A 17,417-nucleotide genomic window follows, 5' to 3' on the forward strand; every position below is an offset into this window, starting at 1 on the left:
GCCATCGGAGTGTCAACAGTGAGGGACAGAACGTCAATCGGTGCGTGAGGGGTGCGGGGGACCGAAAATTTCGATCGCTTTCGTTGCCCGGCGCGGCAACCCTCTTGGGCCACGGCGGCGACCAGGGATCGCCCTCGCCGACCGGAACCGGCGGGGGCGTCCTCGTACGCCTCCTGGTCGCCGCTTGCTACGAGTCGCCGCCGGCGCCGGCGCCGTCGCCGTGCGCGGCGAAGTCGCCCTTCACCGCGAGGTGTTCACCACCCGCCGTCGCCGTCATCGTGTAGCTGTCGCCCCTGACGTCCCGGCCGCCGCGGTCGTGGTCGTACTGTCCCGCGAACACCCACCGGCCCACCGGCACCGAACGGCCCTGCTTGAGCACCCAGGTGTAGACGAGGAAGCCGTCCTTCTCGCCGACCGTGAAGGTGAAGTCGTCCTCCGGCAGGGACCGCCAGGCGCCCGTCGAGGACACGCCGCCGGTCTGCGCGACCTTCAACTCGACGGTGAGCGAGGTGAGTTTCTCGCTGGTCTTCAGGGCCAGGTTGCTCTGGGCCCAGAAGTCGTTGCTGTGCGGGTCCACCGAGCCTTGCGACCACAGCGGGCCGTCCTGGACGCCGGAGACGGCCGGCGGGGCGGTGGCGGTGGCTGAGGCTTTCGGGGTCTTCGAGGCCGACGTGCCGGGTTCCCCGGAGACGTGCGAGCCTGTGGTCGGTGCCGGCTCGGCCGGGCGGACCGGGGCGCGGCTCGTCGCGGCCGGGGACGGGGCCGGTGTGGGGGAGACCGCGACCGTCTGCTGGGCGGGGGTGTCGCCCTTCACCGCCGAGGCGACCGCGTAGCCGCCCACCGCGAGGACGCCCGCGACTCCGGCCGTGGCCCCCACCACCCGCGCCCAGCCCCACAGCGGCGGACGCGTCGCCCGGCGGCTCGGACGGGACTGCGCGGCCATCCCGCGCTCGACGCGGGCCAGGATGCGCGCGCGATCGGGCTCGTGCGCCTCGGCCGCCGAGTGCAGCCTGGCGCGCAGCTCGTCGGGCACGTCCCGCGGCGTAGTCATCGGTTCCTTCCTCCAGCTCCACCGGTGCGCACCACCGCGGCGGGAACGCGCCGAGGGGTCTCGGCGGTGCCCAGGAGCCGCTGCATTTCGGCCATCCCCTTCGACGTCTGGCTCTTCACCGTACCCACCGAGATGCCCAGCGCGAGCGCCGTGTCCTTCTCGGAGAGGTCGAAGGCGTGCCGCAGCACCACGCAGGCCCGCTTGCGGAACGGCAGACGGCGCAGGGCCTCCTGGACGTCGACGACGGCCGGCACGTCCGGGTTCTCGGTCTTCTCCTCGCGCTGCGACCAGAAGAGGGTGATCCGCCGGCGTTCGCGCACCGCGCTGCGGATCCGGGTGCGGGCCAGGTTGGCGACCACGCCGCGCGCGTACGCCACCGGGTGGTCGGCGGCGCGCACCCGGTCCCAGCGGTGCCACAGCGCGAGCAGCGCGTCGGCGGCCAGATCGTCGGCGGCGTCCGCCTCACCGGTCAACAGGTGGGCTAGCCGTGCGAGTTCGGCGTAGTGGCGTTCGAAGAAGGCATGGAACTCCACCGCGGCGTCGTCGTCGACGACAGTGCCCACGGGCGACCTCTCCTCGCTGTGGCTCCGGCACCTCTTCGGGCGCCCGTGCATGTCATGTAGATGCCATGTGGACGTCCGGAGTGCGTTCTGGGGTGAGACCCGGAAGCGTAGCAGCGTTCGTACGGGACTTCGAACGCCGTATGACGGGCCGAATTCTCCGATTCCGTAACACGGAGAAAACCTGAAACGGGTTCACCACGGGAACAATCCAGCCAGCATCCCGCACTGGTTCAACAGGCAACAAGGAGTCTCTCCATGTCCGACGCACAGAAGGTGGCCGGCCGGTCAAGTTCCGCGCCCCCGGCGGTGAACGGCCTCGACCGGTACTTCAGGATCTCCGAACGGGGCTCCACCTTCGGTCGTGAGATACGCGGCGGTTTCGCCACGTTCTTCACGATGGCCTACATCCTTGTACTGAATCCGATCATTCTGGGCAGCGCCAAGGACAAGTTCGGCCACCAACTGGACGCGGGACAACTGGTCACGGCCACCGCCCTGGTGGCGTGTGTGATGACGATCATCATGGGCGTCGGCGGCAACCTGCCGCTCGCCATCGCCGCCGGCCTCGGCCTCAACGCCGTCGTCGCCTTCCAGCTCGCCCCGTTGATGAGCTGGTCCGACGCCATGGGCCTCGTCGTCATCGAAGGCGTCCTGATCTGCGTCCTGGTGCTCACCGGACTGCGCGAAGCCATCATGAACGCGATCCCGCACCAGCTGAAGCAGGCCATCGGCGTCGGCATCGGCCTGTTCATCGCCTTCATCGGCTTCGTCGACGCCGGGTTCGTCAGCCGCATTCCGGACGTCGCGAACACCACCGTGCCGGTGCAGCTGGGCGCCGTGGGACGCCTGACCGGCTGGCCCGTCCTGGTCTTCTGCCTCGGGGTGCTGCTGACCATCGCGCTGCTCGCCCGCAGGGTGAAGGGCGCCATCCTGATCAGCATCGTGACCATGACGGTCGTCGCGATCGTCATCAACGCCGTCGCCGACATCAAGAGCTGGGGCCTGACCACCCCGAAGGTCCCCGACAAGGTCGTGGCGGCTCCCGACTTCGGGCTCGTCGGTCACTTCAGCCTGTTCGGCGCCTTCGGTGAAACGAGCGCCATCACGGTCGTCCTGCTGATCTTCACGCTGATCCTGTCGGACTTCTTCGACGCCATGGGCACCATCGTCGGCATCAGCGCGGAGGCCGGGCTGCTCGACGAGCAGGGCCAGGTGCCGGGCATCGGCCGGGTGCTGTTCATCGACGGCGCCGCCGCGATCGCCGGCGGCGTGGGCTCCGCCTCCTCCAACACCGCGTACATCGAGTCCGCCGCCGGCGTCGGCGAGGGCGCGCGCACCGGCTTCGCCAACCTGATCACCGGCGGCCTGTTCGGCCTCGCGCTGTTCCTCACGCCGCTGTTGACCATCGTGCCGCTCCAGGCGGCGGCGCCCGCCCTGATCGCGGTCGGCTTCCTGATGCTGACGCACGTCAAGCACATCGACTGGGACCGGTACGAGATCGCCATCCCGGCGTTCCTCACCATCGCCGCCATGCCGTTCACGTACTCGATCACCGACGGCATCGGCGCCGGCTTCCTGTCCTACGTCGTCATCAAGACGGTCCTCGGCAAGGCCAGGGAGGTCAACTGGCTGCTGTGGGGCGTGTCGGCGCTGTTCCTGGTCTACTTCGCGATCGACCCGGTGGAGCAGATCCTCGGAGTCAAGTGAGGCGAGGGGGCGGCCCGTCGCGGGGCTGCCCCCGGAGGGCCTACCTCTTGAGCGCGGCCTGCATCATGGCCTTGGCCACCGGCGCCGCCAGCCCGTTGCCGCTCACCTCGGAACGTGCCGCGTCCGACTGCTCGACCACCACCGCGACCGCGACCTCCTTGCCCGTCGCCTCGGACTTGCCGTACGCCGTGAACCAGGCGTACGGCACCTGACCGTTGTTCTCGCCGTGTTGTGCGGTACCGGTCTTGCCGCCCACGGTGACGCCCGGTGCCTGCGCGTTCGTACCCGTGCCCTTCTCCACGACCGTCTGCATGGCGGACTCCAGCTGGGCGGCGGTCGAGGAGCTGACGATCCGCTTCGTGGACGTGTCGTTGTCGTAGTTCTTCAGCACGTCCCCGCCGCTGTCGGTGATCTGCGACACCATGTGTGGGCCGACCAGCTCACCGCGGTTGGCCAGGGCGGCGGAGACTTTTTTCTCATCCGGCGCTCATGATTCCGGCCGGACCGCACCAGCCCGGCGTCCCCCTTCCAGCGTCAACACCACCTCGTCGATCTCCTCCTCCCTGGCGTGCGCATACCCCCTGGCCCGTGCGGCCTCGCGGAAGCCGCACTTCTCCAGCACGCGCAGCGACCCCGCGTTGTCCGCCGCCGCCCGTGCGTACAGCGGGCGTTCCGGCACCTGAGCCAGCAGCCCCCGCAGCGCGGCCGTCGCCACGCCCCGCCCCCAGTACGCGCGGTCGATCCAGTACGTCACCTCGCGCTCGCCCGGCTCCCCGTAGACCGCCGCGCTCCCCACCACGTCGCCGTCCGCCAGGACCGTGCGGGCGAGGACGTCGGACGAGGACCGTATCTTCTTCCAGTGGGCGTCGAAGACGTCCGGGTCGGCCGGATCCCCAGGGGTGAACGCGGCCATCCGGACCGCCTCGGGATCGCTCATCTGCCGGTAGAAGACCGGCAGGTCGCTGTCGTGGACCTCGCGGAGCACGACCTCCATGGTTCACAGCCTCCGTGTGGCGAGCGTCAGACGGTCCCTCGCGTCGAAGAGGGCGTCCTTGATCATCTGTTCGTGGGCCGGGGTCAGGCGGGCCACCGGGACCGAGCAGCTGATCGCGTCGCGGGCCGGGGTGCGGTAGGGGATCGCGACCCCGAAGCAGCGCAGCCCCAGCGTGTTCTCCTCCCGGTCCACGGCGAAGCCCTGCTCCCGGACCTGGTGCAGCTCCTCGATCAGCTTCTCACGGTCCGTGATGGTGTGTTCGGTCAGCGCCGGGAGCGTCTCCGGGAGCATCTTGCGGACCTGCTCGTCCGTGTACGTGCTCAGCAGCGCCTTGCCCAGCGACGTCGAGTGCGCGGGCAGCCGGCGCCCCACCCGCGTGAAGGGCCGCAGGTAGTGCTGCGACTGGCGGGTCGCCAGGTACACCACGTTCGTGCCGTCGAGGCGCGCCAGGTGGATCGTCTCCGTCGTGTCGTCCGACAGCCGGTCCAGGGTCGGGCGGGCAGCCGCCACCACCTCGTCGCCGTCGATGTACGACGTGCCGACCAGCAGCGCCCGCACCCCGATGCCGTACCGCGTGCCCGTCGCGTCCGTCTCCACCCAGCCCAGCTCCACGAGCGTGCGCAGCAGCATGTACAGGCTGGACTTGGGGTATCCGACGGCCTCCTGCACGGAGGCCAGCGAGTGCATGCCGGGACGGCCGGCGAAGTACTCGAGCAATTCGACCGTCCGCACCGCGGACTTGACCTGCGCTCCGCCGCCTGTCTCGCCTGCCGACATCGCCCTTGACCCCTTCGTTCGCCGGGAAATAGTCTCCGAGCAGCATATTCATCATCAGAGACAGTGTTCAGTATATCGAACGCCCCTGATGGATGACGTACGAACTGCGGCATGACATCTGGAGGGACCCGCGGTGGCAGCAGCACCAGTCTGGAGTGTCGACCCCCGAACCGGGAAGCAGGGTGAACAGGTTGCGGTGGAGGCCACAGCTGAGGAGGTGGACGCCGCCGTACGGGCCGCCCACGACGCGCGTGGTTCCCTCGCCGACCGCACGGTCCGCTCGGCGTTCCTGCGCACCGCCGCCGACGAGCTGGAGGCGGCCAAGGACCACCTCGTCGAGGCGGCGGACGCGGAGACCGCCCTCGGTCCGGTCCGGCTGGGCGGCGAGCTCGCCCGCACCTGCTACCAGCTGCGTGCCTTCGCGGACATCGTCGACGAGGGCGCCTTCCTCGACGTCGTGATCAACCACCCCGACGACACGGCGACCCCGCCCATCCCCGACCTGCGCCGCTACAAGGTCCCGCTGGGCGTCGTCGCCGTGTACTCGGCCTCCAACTTCCCCTTCGCCTTCTCGGTGGCCGGCGGCGACACCGCGAGCGCGCTCGCCGCGGGCTGCCCCGTCGTCGTCAAGGCCCACCCCGACCACCCGGCCCTGTCCGAACTGGTCGCGGCGGCCCTGCGCCGCGCCGCCGAGCGGCACGACATCCCGAAGGGCGTGCTCGGTCTCGTCCACGGCTTCCAGGCGGGCATCGAGCTGATCAAGCACCCGCTGGTCGCCGCCGCCGGGTTCACCGGCTCCATCCGCGGCGGCCGCGCCCTCTTCGACGCGGCGGCCGCCCGCCCCGTCCCGATCCCGTTCCACGGTGAACTCGGCTCGCTCAACCCGGTGGTCGTCACCGAGGCCGCCGCCGCCGAGCGCGCCGAGACGATCGGCGCGGGTCTCGCGGGCTCGATGACGCTGGGCGTCGGCCAGTTCTGCGTCAAGCCCGGGCTCGTCCTGGCGCCCACGGGAGCGGCGGGCGACCGCCTGGTGAAGTCGCTGACCGAGGCGGTCAGCGACACCGACGCCGGCGTCCTGCTCGACCACCGTATGCGCGACAACTTCATCGCCGGGGTCGCCGAGCGCGCGGCCCTCCCCGATGTGGAGTCCCCGGTGACCGCAGGCCCCGGCGGCGAGCACACCGTGAGCGCGGGCTTCCTCACCGTCCCGGCCGAGAAGCTCACCACGGACGGCGACCACGACCTGCTCCTGGAGGAGTGCTTCGGCCCGATCACGGTCGTCGCCCGCTACGAGGACGAGGACGAGGCCAAGCGCGTCCTGGGCCGGCTGCCCGGCAACCTCACCGCGACGGTGCACCTGTCGAGCGAGGAGGCGGCGGGGGAGGGGCGCGGCGCGGAGATTCTGCAGGAGCTGACCCCGCTGGCCGGGCGCGTGCTCGTCAACGGCTGGCCCACCGGGGTGGCGGTGGCGCCCGCTCAGCACCACGGTGGTCCCTACCCGGCGACCACGTCCACCTCCACGTCGGTCGGTGGTACGGCGATCGAGCGGTGGCTGCGTCCCGTGGCGTACCAGAACGCTCCGGAGGCCCTGCTTCCGCCGGAGCTGCGGGACGACAACCCGCTGGGTCTGCCGCGACGGTTCAACGGCCGTCTGGAGCGGTGACCGTCTCATCGCGGCTCGCGCCGTAGGGGCGTTGCGGGGTGCGGCGCCTCTGCGGTCGGTCGCGCCCGCGTGGCCAAGCCGCGCGAGGCGTCACATCCCCACGCCCCCGAAAAGCACTGCCCGCTACCTCGGTACCTGGGACACTCTGCCAATGGACCTCGAACTCCCCGAACTCCCTTTCCTCCTCCGTACGTACGGGCCCGAAGGTCACTGGTCGTACGAGGACGGGGTGCTCACCGGCTGGGCCGGGGCCCGGCAGGATCGTTTCGTGCCGCCCACCGGTGAGTCCCTGGACGCCGCCTCCGACGCGCCCCGGCTGCTCGGGGCGCCGGAAGGGGACTTCCAGCTGATCGCCCGCGTCACCGTCGGCTTCGCCGCGGCCTTCGACGCCGGTGTGCTCTACGTCCACGTCGGCGAGCGGGCGTGGGCGAAGCTGTGCCTGGAGTACTCGCCGGACCTGCCCACCGTGTGCACCGTGGTGACACGGGGACACTCCGACGACGCCAACTCCTTCACGGTGGAGGGCAGTTCCGTCTGGCTCCGGATCAGCCGGACCGGTCGCGCGTTCGCCTTCCACGCCTCGCGAGACGGGAAGCGGTGGACGTTCGTCCGGTTGTTCACCTTGGGCGACGAGAAGGAGACGGAGGCGGCGCTGGTCGGCTTCATGGCCCAGTCGCCGCTGGGCGAGGGCTGTGTGGTGACGTACGACGGGATCGAGTACCGCCCGCACTGGCCGCAGGACCTGCGGGACGGTTCATGACGAGCCGGCCCCGCCGCGCACCCACCTCGTCCGTCGTACGGGCCTGACCCCGAGCGCCCACCGCGCCCGGCTCAGTCGCCCCGGAACCGCCCCGGCCGCTGCCACGTCCTCCGTTGCCTGCCACCGGCGCGCCCAGGCCTTCTCCGCCCGCCACGGCTGGGTCCCCGATCCGGAGAACCCGCCTGCCCAGGGCGCCCACCACCTCCACCTCCGGTACACCGTCCCTGGTGTCCCAGGGAACAGAACGGAGCGCTTGAACGTTCACACAGCTTGCGGAGGGAGGCTCCGTACCCGTACGACCTGGAGAGAAGCCGAAGACATGCGCGTGGAGATCTGGTCCGACATCGCCTGCCCCTGGTGCTACGTCGGAAAGGCCCGCTTCGAGAAGGCGCTCCAGGCCTTCCCGCACCGGGACGAGGTCGAGGTGGTGCACCGCTCCTTCGAGCTGGACCCCCACCGCGCCAAGGACGACGTGCAGCCGGTCCTCACGATGCTCGCCAAGAAGTACGGGATGAGCGAGGCACAGGCCCAGGCCGGTGAGGAGAACCTGGGCGCCCAGGCCGCCGCCGAGGGCCTCGCGTACCGCACCACGGGCCGCGACCACGGCAACACCTTCGACATGCACCGCCTGCTGCACTTCGCCAGGGAGCAGGGCAAGCAGGATCAGCTGATCCAGATCCTGTACCGGGCGAACTTCGCCGAGGAGCGGTCTCTGTTCACCGAGGGCGACGAGCGGCTGGTGGAGCTGGCCGTTCAGGCGGGACTCGCCGCCGAGGACGCCCGCAAGGTCCTCGCCGACCCCACCGCCTACGCCGACGCCGTGCGCGCCGACGAGCGCGAGGCCGCAGAGCTGGGCGCGAACGGGGTCCCCTTCTTCGTCCTCGACCGGAAGTACGGCGTCTCCGGCGCCCAGCCCGCGGAGGTCTTCGCGCAGGCGCTGACCCAGGCCTGGGGCGACCGCCCGCCGCTCAGGCTGATCGACGAGGGTGACGCGGACGCCTGCGGCCCGGATGGCTGCGCGGTGCCGCAGCACTGAGGACCCGCAGGTCAGGCGGACGTATAAGGGTTCCTTGATGGAACCACGCACAAATAGGCGATGGACTGGGACTTCTACGGGCCGCACAGTGGTCCCATGGACACCTTCGAGACCCTCGTCCGCGCCGAGTTCGCCCCGAAGAACACCTACCTGAACACCGCGAGCACCGGGCTGCTGCCGGCCCGCACGGTGGAGGCCCTGCGGATCGCCGTGGAGTCGGCCGCCGTCGGGCAGCCCACCGACATGTTCGCCGACGTGGAGGCCGCACGCGCCGCCTTCGCCCGGCTCACCGGGGTTGCCGACGGCCGGGTGGCGGCGGGGGCCTCGGTCGCCGTCTACACCGGGCTGATCGCCGCCTCGCTGCCCGAGGGCGCCGAAGTCGTCACCGCCGAGGGCGACTTCAGCTCCGTGGTGAACCCCTTCCACGTGCGCCGCGACCTGAGGGTCCGCACCGTGCCGCTGGAGCGGATCGCCGAGTCCGTACGGCCCGGCACCGCCCTCGTCGCTGTCAGCGCGGCGCAGTCCGCCGACGGCCGGATCGCCGACCTGCCCGCCATCGGTGCGGCAGCCCGGGAGCACGGCGCCCGTACGTACGTGGACGCGTCCCAGGCCGCCGGCTGGCTGGACCTCGACGCGGACGCGTACGACTATGTCGCCGCCGTCGCCTTCAAGTGGCTCTTCTGCCCGCGCGGAGTGGCCTTCCTGGTGGTCCCGGAGGACCTGGGCTCCCTCCCCCCGCTCTTCGCCGGCTGGGTCGCGGGGGAGGAGCCCTGGGACAGCTGCTACGGGCCGGTCACCGAACTCGCCCGTTCCGCACGGAGGTTCGACGAGAGCCCCGCGCTGTTCTCGTACGCGGGCGCCCGCCGCTCCCTGGAGCTGCTGGAGGAGGTGGGCGTGGAGCGGGTACGGGCCCACGACCTCGCCCTCGCCGACCGGTTCCTCAAGGGCCTTGACGCACTCGGCCACGAACCGGTCCCCGCGCCGGGCTCACCGATCGTGTCCGTGCCCGGGCTCGGCCACCGGCAGGCCGAGTTGAGCCGCGCGGGCGTCGAGGTCTCGAACCGCGCGGGCAACCTGCGGGCGGCCTTCCACCTGTACAACACGTCCGCCGACGTCGACCGCCTGCTGGACGTGCTGTCCGGCTGACCCGGCGGCGCCTGGAGCCCCTCGCACGACGGGCTCCAGGCACCCGGCCGGGGCCTGGCTCACTTCACCGGTGTGAAGTCCCTCGCCCCGATGCTGTGATCTCCGGGGGACAACCCCCGGACCCCCGGCCGGAGTCCGGCTCACTTCACCGGTGTGAAGTCCCTCGCCCCGATGAACTCCGGTCGCCGGACCGGAGCCGCGAACGGCTCCACCGCCGCGTTCTCCACGCTGTTGAACACGATGAACACGTTGCTGCGCGGGAACGGGGTGATGTTGTCGCCCGACCCGTGCATGCAGTTGCAGTCGAACCAGGTCGCCGAACCGGCCTTGCCCGTGAACAGCTTGATGCCGTACTCGGAGGCCATCTTCGTCAGCGCCTCGTCGGACGGGGTGCCAGCGTCCTGCATCTGCAGCGACTTCTTGTAGTTGTCCTTCGGCGTCGCGCCCGCGCAGCCGAGGAACGTCCTGTGCGACCCCGGCATGATCATCAGGCCGCCGTTGGTGTCGTAGTTCTCGGTCAGTGCGATCGAGACGGACACCGTCCGCATGTTCGGCAGACCGTCCTCCGCGTGCCAGGTCTCGAAGTCGGAGTGCCAGTAGAAGCCGCTGGCACCGAAGCCCGGCTTGACGTTGATCCGCGACTGGTGGACGTACACGTCCGAGCCGAGGATCTGCCGCGCCCGCCCGACGACCCGCTCGTCGCGCACGAGATTCGCGAACACCTCGCTGATCCTGTGCACCTCGAAGACGGAGCGGATCTCCTTCGACTTCGGTTCCACGATCGAGCGCTCGTCGGCGCGGATGTCCGGGTCGGTGACGAGCCGCTCCAGCTCCTGCCGGTAGACGGCGACCTCGTCCTCGGTGATCAGCTCGTCGATGGCCAGGAAGCCGTCGCGCTCGTACGCCTGGAGGTCGGTCAGCGACATGGGCCCCGGCGTACCGGGAGCGCCCCACACGACCGGGTCCTGGCGCGGGACCGACACCTCGGTGGCGCCGCGGCTGGGATAGAGATCGGTGACGGCTGTGCTGGTGGTCGGGGTCATCGGTGATTCACACCTCCTCGGTGAGCAGGGGGTAGACGCCGTTCTCGTCGTGGTCCTCACGGCCGGTCACGGGCGGGTTGAAGACGCAGAGGCAGCGGAAGTCCTCCTTGACGCGCAGCGTGTGCCGCTCGTGCCCGTCCAGCAGGTACAGGGTCCCGGGCGTGATCGTGTACGTCTTCCCGGTCTCGTGGTCGGTCAGCTCCGCCTCACCCTCGACGCACACGACCGCCTCGATGTGGTTCGCGTACCACATCGACGTCTCGGTGCCCGCGTACAGGATCGTCTCGTGCAGGGAGAAGCCGACCTTCTCCCGGGCGAGGACGATGCGCTTGCTCTCCCAGGTGCCCGACGCGGCTTTCACATGCCGGTCGGTACCTTCGATGTCCTTGAACGAACGGACGATCACGGTACTGTGTGCCTCCTCTTCAGGGGTTTTCAGACGGTCTCGCGGACGGCGCGGGCGAGGATGCCCAGACCCTCGTCCAGCTCGTCGGGGGTGATGGTGAGGGCGGGCAGCAGTTTGACGACCTCGCTCTCGGGACCCGAGGTCTCCACGAGCAGCCCGAGCTCGAAGGCGCGGCGCGCGATCCGCGAGGCCCGCTCCTTGTCGTGGAACTCCAGGCCCCACACGAGCCCGCGGCCGCGGTACTCCTTCACGTCGGCGCGGTTCTCGTCGGCGATCGAGGCCAGCTCGCGCTCGACCAGCTCGCCGCGCGCCCGGGTCTGCTTCTCCATCGCGGACCCGTCGCTCCAGTAGGTCTCCAGAGCGGCGGTGGCCGTGACGAACGCCGGGTTGTTGCCGCGGAAGGTGCCGTTGTGCTCGCCCGGCTCCCAGACGTCCAGCTCGGGCTTGAACAGGCACAGCGACATCGGCAGCCCGTAGCCGCTGATCGACTTGGACACCGTGACGATGTCCGGCACGATCCCGGCCTCCTCGAAGGAGAAGAAGGCGCCGGTGCGGCCGCAGCCCATCTGGATGTCGTCGACGATCAGCAGCATGTCCTGCCGCTCGCACAGCTCGGCGAGGGCGCGCAGCCACTCGGGGCGCGCGACGTTGATGCCGCCCTCGCCCTGCACGGTCTCGACGATCACGGCGGCGGGTTTGTTCAGACCGGACCCCTGGTCCTCCAGGAGCCGCTCGAACCAGAGGAAGTCCTGGACCCTGCCGTCGAAGTAGTTGTCGAAGGGCATCGGCGTGCCGTGCACCAGCGGGATGCCGGCACCGGCGCGCTTGAAGGCGTTGCCGGTGACGGCCAGCGACCCCAGGGACATCCCGTGGAAGGCGTTGGTGAAGGACACGATGGCCTCGCGTCCCTTCACCTTGCGCGCCAGCTTCAGGGCGGACTCGACGGCGTTGGTGCCGGTCGGTCCCGGGAACATGACCTTGTAGGGCAGGTCGCGCGGGCGCAGCACCACGTCCTGGAAGGTCTGCAGGAAGGAACGCTTGGCGACGGTGGACATGTCGAGTCCGTGGGTGACGCCGTCCCGCTCCAGATAGTCGATCAACGCCCGTTTCAGTACGGGGTTGTTGTGGCCGTAGTTGAGTGATCCGGCGCCGGCGAAGAAGTCGAGGTACTCGTGCCCGTCCTCGTCGTACATGCGGCTGCCCTGCGCGCGGTCGAAGACGGTGGGCCAGCCGCGGCAGTAGCTGCGCACCTCCGACTCGAGGGTCTCGAAGACGCTGAGGTCCGGCTGGGTGATGGTCACGACGGAAACGCTCCTCGGTGTGTGGGGGAGGGGGAGTCGGACTGGGGGTGGGGGAGTCGGACTGGGGGTGAGGGATCAGGCGGTGTGCTGGAGTGGCCCGATGCGGTACAGGACCTCCGGGTCGTGCGGCCCGTCCGGGAAGTGGCGCGTGTCGAAGAGCACTTCACGCTCGACGGTGGCGCCGTGCCGGGCGGCGAACGAGGTGAACAACCGTTCGGAGGCGGTGTTGCTCGGGGTGATGGTGGTCTCGATGCCGGTGACGCCGTGCTCGGCGGCGACCCGTGCCGCGACCGCGTCGAGCAGGCGGGCGGCGAGGCCGCGCCCTCGGTACGCGGCGTCCACGGCGACCTGCCACACGAGGAGGGTGCGGGGGCGTTCGGGCCGCAGGTACGCGGTGAGGAACCCGACGGGCCGCCCCCCGGGCTCGGCGCGCACCACAGCCGAGGTGCCGGCGAAGTCACGGCACCACAGCAGATAGCTGTAGGAGGAGTTCAGATCGAGGGCCTCGGAGTCCTTGGCGATACGCCAGAGAGCGGCGCCGTCCGCCACCTCCGGACGGTCGATCCGTAGTCCCTCCGACATTTCCAGGAATTCCGCTGACAGGTCTGCTTGTGCGGCGGTCATGCGGATTCAATTTACCCGTGGAAATTCGAAAATGCATCGCCGGAGGGGGTTACGGACGGAGGATGGATGTGATATCGCGCGGGCGTGCATGTACGCGCGGACCGGTTGCGGTTGAAGCCCTATATGACGACATTACCGGACGAAACGCTTGCCTTGTGGAGTCGATCACACCCCGGTAACCCACACGAGATCTGCCCGAATTACCTCGGATTACGTTCGCAGAATCTTTGCGTTTAGGTCGGAGAAGAGCGGGCAGAAGAAGACGGGGAGCTACCCTCGAATGGAATTCCAGAATTACCCTGGAAGAAGCCTGAAGGGCAATGCGGATTTCAGGTCCCGGTCACTTCGCCGACACGTTCCCTGCGAGTTTGGCCGACGGTGCCTACGTGAGTCGGAGCCGCGGGGCGGTACATCGGCCTGTGCGGCGTCCGGCGACGCCGGGGTCTGGGTGGGCCCCCTGGAGGGAGGTCCGTGGGCGGCTGGGGCGAGAACCCGTCGGCCCCCGCCCCCACACACCGCTAGCCCCACACCTCCCTGACCACCCCCCGAGCCCGCTCCACGTGCACATCCACCCCGAACTCCACCAGCGCCGCCCCCAGCGCCGCCAGGCTCGCCGAAACCGCCTCCGCCGTCGCATCGGACCCGTAGTGGTTGACCCGGATCATCTCCTTCGCCAGCGCACCTCCGCCCGCCGCCAACGGCACCCCCGGGTGGCGCTCCAGCGCCCGCGCGACCAGCTCCGCCGCCACCACACCGGACGGTGCCCGCAACGTCGTGGCCACCGGCGCCGCCTCCGCCGCCTCGTACACGTAGGGCTCCAGACCGCCACCGAGCGCGACCGCCCCCGCCCGAGTCGCCGCCGCCGCGGACCGGTGCCGGATCATCACCGTCTCCGGCCCCTCGGCCTCGATCCGCTCCAGGCACGCCTGAAGCGCCAGCATCTCCAGCTGCGCCGGAGCGTGCAGCAGAGCCCTGCGTCCGCCGTCGATCCAACGCTCCTTCCAGTCGAGGAGGGAGAGGTACGACCGACGGGGCGCATGCGGGTTCGCCGCCATCCGCGCCCACGCCCGCTCGCTCACCGACACCGCCGACACCCCGGCCGGCCCGCCCATCGCCTTCTGGGCCCCGATCACGCACAGATCCACTCCCCATGCGTCCGGCAGCACCGGTTCGGCACCGATGGAGGCCACGGCGTCCAGATACAACAGTGCGCCGTGCTCGTGCACCACCGGCCCGATCTCCGCCACCGGGTTCGTGTTGCCGCTCGCCGCCTCCGCGTGCACCAGCGACACGAAGTCGATCTCCGGGTGCTCGGCAAGGGCCTCGCGGATCTGCGCCGCCGTGACCGCGGTGTGGAACGGCACGGCCAGGTCGTACACCGTCGCCCCGCAGTCCCGCAGTCAGTCGCCGAAGGTCTGGCCGTACGGACCCGTGATCACGTTGAGTGCCGTCGTGCCGGGCCCGGCCGCCCCGCGGATCGCGCCCTCCAGCGGCAGCAGCGCCTCTCCTTGCATGATCACGACGTCCTGCTCGGTGGACAGCAGCCGGGCCACCCGGTCCTCGATCGAGGCGAAGCGGGCGGCGCTCAGCGGGGGCAGGTCCAGGAGGGGGTGGGTCACGGCGGTGCTCTCTATCGCTCGAGGAGGCTGTCGGTGCCGGTCTCGGTGCCGGGGTCGACGACGGTCTTGAGGGTAACCGGCAGCCGGTGACGCCCGTTTGCCGCTCACTTCTGAGGCGAGAAGGCCCTGCAGCCATGGGTTTGGTTTGAGGAACCCAAACTTCTCCTTATAATCGGAACCCGCTTCTCCCCCCACAGGGGGAAGTCGAGATTTCCCACAGAGAGGTCCTCCGTGAACACGCTCCTCGGGCGCCGGGCCCGCATCCTGGCCGCCACCACCGCGACGGCCGGCGTGCTGCTCGTGGCCGGCTGCACCTCGAGCGGCAGCGGCGGCAGCGCCGGCAAGTCGGCCGTCGGCGGGGTGGAACTCGTCAAGGCCGGTCAGCTCACCACCTGCACCCACCTGCCGTACCCGCCCTTCCAGTCGGAGATCAACGGCAAGGTGCAGGGCTTCGACGTCTCGATGATCGACCTGGTCGCCAAGGACCTCGGAGTGAAGCAGGCCGTCGTCGACACCCCCTTCGAGAACTTCAAGACCGGCGCGTTCCTCAACTCCGGCCAGTGCGACCTCGCTGCGGCCGGCATGACCATCACCGCCGAACGCAAGAAGCACGTCGACTTCTCCGACCCCTACTTCGACGCCACCCAGGCCGTCCTGGTCGACAAGAACAGCGGCATCACCTCGCTGGCCGACGTCAAGGCCAAGGGCAAGCAGCTCGGCGCCCAGGCGCAGACCACCGGCGAGGACTACGCGAAGAAGCAGGGCTTCGACCCGACCTCCTTCGAGTCCTCCGACGCCGTCCTCAACGGCCTGCGCACCGGCCAGGTCCAGGCGGTCGTCATCGACTACCCGGTCGTCCAGGGCTGGCTCAAGGACAAGGCCAACGCCGACGCCTTCAAGCTGGTCGGCAACATCAACACCGGTGAGCAGTACGGCTTCACGGTGAAGAAGGGCAACACCAAGCTCCTCGCCGCCGTCAACAAGGCGATCAAGGACGCGAAGGCCGACGGCACGTACAAGAAGCTGTACGAGCAGTGGATCGGTCCGTACAACCCGTCCGTGGCCTCGCCCGCCGCCTCATGACCGACACGACGGACACGGCCAGGGCCGAGGCGCAGCCCCGTAGGAAGGGGCTGACCCGGACCCAGAAGCGCAGGGTGTCGCGCGGTGTCCAGTACGCCGTCTTCGTCGTCGCCGTGATCGCCTTCGCGGTCACGGCGGACTGGGGACGGCTGCAGAACCAGTTCGCGCAGGTGGACATCGCCCGGCAGATGTTCCCGGACGTCCTCACGCTGGCGCTGAAGAACACCGTGCTGTACACCGTGTCCGGCTTCGTCGTCGGCCTGGTGCTCGGCATGCTCCTCGCGCTGATGCGGCTGTCGTCCGTCGGCCCGTACCGCTGGGTCGCCGGGATCTACATCGAGATCTTCCGCGGCCTGCCCGCCCTGCTGATCTTCATCTTCGTCGGTGTCGCCGTGCCGCTCGCCTTCCCCGGCACGGAGATCATCGGCGGCACGTACGGCAAGGTCGCCCTCGCACTCGGCCTGGTGTCGGCCGCGTACATGGCGGAGACGATCCGCGCGGGCATCCAGGCCGTGCCGAAGGGTCAGATGGAGGCGGCGCGTTCGCTGGGCTTCTCGCCCGCTCGCGCGATGATCTCCATCATCGTCCCGCAGGCCTTCCGGATCATCCTTCCGCCGCTCACCAACGAACTCGTCCTGCTCTTCAAGGACTCCTCGCTGGTGTTGTTCCTCGGCGTCACGCTGGAGGAGCGCGAGCTGTCCAAGTTCGGCCGCGACCTGGCCAGCACGACCGCCAACTCCACGCCGATCCTGGTCGCCGGCCTGTGCTACCTGCTGGTCACGATCCCGCTCGGCTTCGTCGTCCGCCGTATGGAGGCCAAGACCCAGGGAGCCGCCAAGTGAGCAGCACCCCCGAGATCGCGATCCGCGACCTGCACAAGTCCTTCGGTGACAACGAGGTGCTGCGCGGCATCGACCTGGAGATCGGCCAGGGCGAGGTGGTCTGCGTCATCGGCCCCTCCGGCTCCGGCAAGTCCACCCTGCTGCGTTGCGTCAACCTCCTGGAGGAACCCACCAAGGGCCAGGTCTTCGTCGGCGGCACCGAGGTCACCGACCCGGATGTGGACATCGACGCCGTACGCCGCCGTATCGGCATGGTGTTCCAGCAGTTCAACCTCTTCCCGCACCTCACGGTGACCGACAACCTCACGCTGCCGCAGCGCCGGGTGCTCAAGCGGGACAAGGCCGAGGCCGCGAGGATCGCCGCCGAGAACCTGGAACGGGTCGGCCTGTCCGAGAAGGCGGACGCCTACCCCTCCTCCCTCTCCGGCGGCCAGCAGCAGCGTGTCGCCATCGCCCGCGCCCTCGCCATGGGCCCCGAGGTGATGCTGTTCGACGAGCCGACCTCGGCGCTCGACCCGGAGCTGGTCGGCGACGTCCTCGCCGTGATGCGCAGGCTGGCGCAGGAGGGCATGACGATGATGGTCGTCACCCACGAGATGACCTTCGCGCGCGAGGTCGCCGACCGGGTCGTCTTCATGGACGGCGGCGTGATCGTCGAGGACGGCACCCCTGAGCAGGTCATCGGCGACCCGAGCCACGAGCGCACCCGGCACTTCCTCTCCCGGCTCCTGGACCCCGCGAGGGCCGAGGTGGAGGAGGAGACCTCCGAGCAGGTGGGCGGGAAGCAGTAGCGGGCGAACGC

16 protein-coding genes and 2 pseudogenes are annotated in these 17,417 nt (G+C 69.9%); 8 read left to right on the forward strand and 10 right to left on the reverse strand.

All coding sequences use genetic code 11. The annotated features are described in order from the left end of the window. Positions 1–187 precede the first annotated feature (187 nt). Complete coding sequence (locus ACZ7L1_RS04505) at positions 188–1,051, reverse strand: hypothetical protein (protein ID WP_471434109.1); 864 nt, start codon at positions 1,049–1,051, stop codon at positions 188–190. Continuing rightward, positions 1,048–1,614 (reverse strand): SigE family RNA polymerase sigma factor, encoded by a 567-nt coding sequence (locus tag ACZ7L1_RS04510; RefSeq protein WP_471434111.1) that lies wholly within the window; start codon positions 1,612–1,614, stop codon positions 1,048–1,050. Before ACZ7L1_RS04510 ends, ACZ7L1_RS04505 begins: the two co-directional genes overlap by 4 nt. A gap of 255 nt (positions 1,615–1,869) precedes the next feature. Between ACZ7L1_RS04510 and ACZ7L1_RS04515 the strand changes: the two genes are divergently transcribed. After that, on the forward strand, positions 1,870–3,321 hold the full coding sequence (locus ACZ7L1_RS04515; protein ID WP_471434113.1) for an NCS2 family permease: 1,452 nt from the start codon (positions 1,870–1,872) through the stop codon (positions 3,319–3,321). A gap of 40 nt (positions 3,322–3,361) precedes the next feature. Here the strand turns inward: ACZ7L1_RS04515 and ACZ7L1_RS04520 are convergent. From ACZ7L1_RS04520 to ACZ7L1_RS04530, 3 genes and pseudogenes are all read right to left on the reverse strand, one after another. Next, positions 3,362–3,790 (reverse strand): annotated as a pseudogene (locus ACZ7L1_RS04520) (penicillin-binding transpeptidase domain-containing protein); the annotation flags it as partial. Between the two features lie 18 nt (positions 3,791–3,808). Next, on the reverse strand, positions 3,809–4,315 hold the full coding sequence (locus tag ACZ7L1_RS04525; RefSeq protein WP_471434115.1) for a GNAT family N-acetyltransferase: 507 nt from the start codon (positions 4,313–4,315) through the stop codon (positions 3,809–3,811). A 3-nt stretch (positions 4,316–4,318) separates the two neighbouring features. Next, on the reverse strand, positions 4,319–5,092 hold the full coding sequence (locus ACZ7L1_RS04530) for an IclR family transcriptional regulator (RefSeq protein WP_200423233.1): 774 nt from the start codon (positions 5,090–5,092) through the stop codon (positions 4,319–4,321). A gap of 133 nt (positions 5,093–5,225) precedes the next feature. On the opposite strand from ACZ7L1_RS04530, the gene ACZ7L1_RS04535 reads away from it, so the two are divergent. The 4 genes from ACZ7L1_RS04535 (at position 5,226) to ACZ7L1_RS04550 (ending at position 9,697) form a co-directional block, all read left to right on the forward strand. After that, the gene (locus tag ACZ7L1_RS04535) at positions 5,226–6,755 is read left to right on the forward strand and encodes an aldehyde dehydrogenase (NADP(+)) (RefSeq protein WP_471434117.1); all 1,530 of its coding nucleotides are present in this window, start codon (positions 5,226–5,228) and stop codon (positions 6,753–6,755) included. A gap of 151 nt (positions 6,756–6,906) precedes the next feature. Then, on the forward strand, positions 6,907–7,515 hold the full coding sequence (locus tag ACZ7L1_RS04540) for a DUF1349 domain-containing protein (protein WP_471434119.1): 609 nt from the start codon (positions 6,907–6,909) through the stop codon (positions 7,513–7,515). 319 nt (positions 7,516–7,834) lie between these two features. Then, the gene (locus ACZ7L1_RS04545) at positions 7,835–8,551 is read left to right on the forward strand and encodes a DsbA family oxidoreductase (RefSeq protein WP_471434121.1); all 717 of its coding nucleotides are present in this window, start codon (positions 7,835–7,837) and stop codon (positions 8,549–8,551) included. Positions 8,552–8,647: 96 nt separating this feature from the next. Next, on the forward strand, positions 8,648–9,697 hold the full coding sequence (locus ACZ7L1_RS04550; protein WP_471434123.1) for an aminotransferase class V-fold PLP-dependent enzyme: 1,050 nt from the start codon (positions 8,648–8,650) through the stop codon (positions 9,695–9,697). Positions 9,698–9,837: 140 nt separating this feature from the next. Here the strand turns inward: ACZ7L1_RS04550 and thpD are convergent, their stop codons facing one another. From thpD to ACZ7L1_RS04575, 5 genes and pseudogenes are all read right to left on the reverse strand, one after another. Continuing rightward, positions 9,838–10,740, reverse strand: a complete 903-nt coding sequence (gene thpD, locus ACZ7L1_RS04555; protein WP_471434125.1) for an ectoine hydroxylase — start codon at positions 10,738–10,740, stop codon at positions 9,838–9,840. A gap of 7 nt (positions 10,741–10,747) precedes the next feature. Beyond that, entirely contained in the window at positions 10,748–11,146 is a 399-nt protein-coding gene (locus ACZ7L1_RS04560) for an ectoine synthase (RefSeq protein ID WP_471434127.1), read from the reverse strand. Between the two features lie 29 nt (positions 11,147–11,175). Next, the gene (ectB, locus tag ACZ7L1_RS04565) at positions 11,176–12,447 is read right to left on the reverse strand and encodes a diaminobutyrate--2-oxoglutarate transaminase (protein ID WP_471434128.1); all 1,272 of its coding nucleotides are present in this window, start codon (positions 12,445–12,447) and stop codon (positions 11,176–11,178) included. Between the two features lie 75 nt (positions 12,448–12,522). Then, positions 12,523–13,071: a diaminobutyrate acetyltransferase gene (ectA, locus tag ACZ7L1_RS04570; RefSeq protein ID WP_471434129.1), complete on the reverse strand. Its 549-nt coding sequence runs from the start codon at positions 13,069–13,071 to the stop codon at positions 12,523–12,525. A gap of 518 nt (positions 13,072–13,589) precedes the next feature. After that, positions 13,590–14,690: pseudogene (locus tag ACZ7L1_RS04575) on the reverse strand (pyridoxal-phosphate-dependent aminotransferase family protein). 231 nt (positions 14,691–14,921) lie between these two features. On the opposite strand from ACZ7L1_RS04575, the gene ACZ7L1_RS04580 reads away from it, so the two are divergent. The 3 genes from ACZ7L1_RS04580 to ACZ7L1_RS04590 are packed head-to-tail and all read left to right on the forward strand — an operon-like array spanning position 14,922 to position 17,406. After that, entirely contained in the window at positions 14,922–15,773 is an 852-nt protein-coding gene (locus ACZ7L1_RS04580) for a transporter substrate-binding domain-containing protein (protein ID WP_471434131.1), read from the forward strand. After that, complete coding sequence (locus ACZ7L1_RS04585; RefSeq protein WP_471434132.1) at positions 15,770–16,615, forward strand: amino acid ABC transporter permease; 846 nt, start codon at positions 15,770–15,772, stop codon at positions 16,613–16,615. The genes ACZ7L1_RS04580 and ACZ7L1_RS04585 overlap by 4 nt, the downstream gene beginning before the upstream one ends. Then, positions 16,612–17,406: an amino acid ABC transporter ATP-binding protein gene (locus tag ACZ7L1_RS04590; RefSeq protein ID WP_471434134.1), complete on the forward strand. Its 795-nt coding sequence runs from the start codon at positions 16,612–16,614 to the stop codon at positions 17,404–17,406. Before ACZ7L1_RS04585 ends, ACZ7L1_RS04590 begins: the two co-directional genes overlap by 4 nt. Positions 17,407–17,417 lie beyond the last annotated feature (11 nt).

The organism is Streptomyces sp. NPDC107546 (assembly GCF_055639175.1).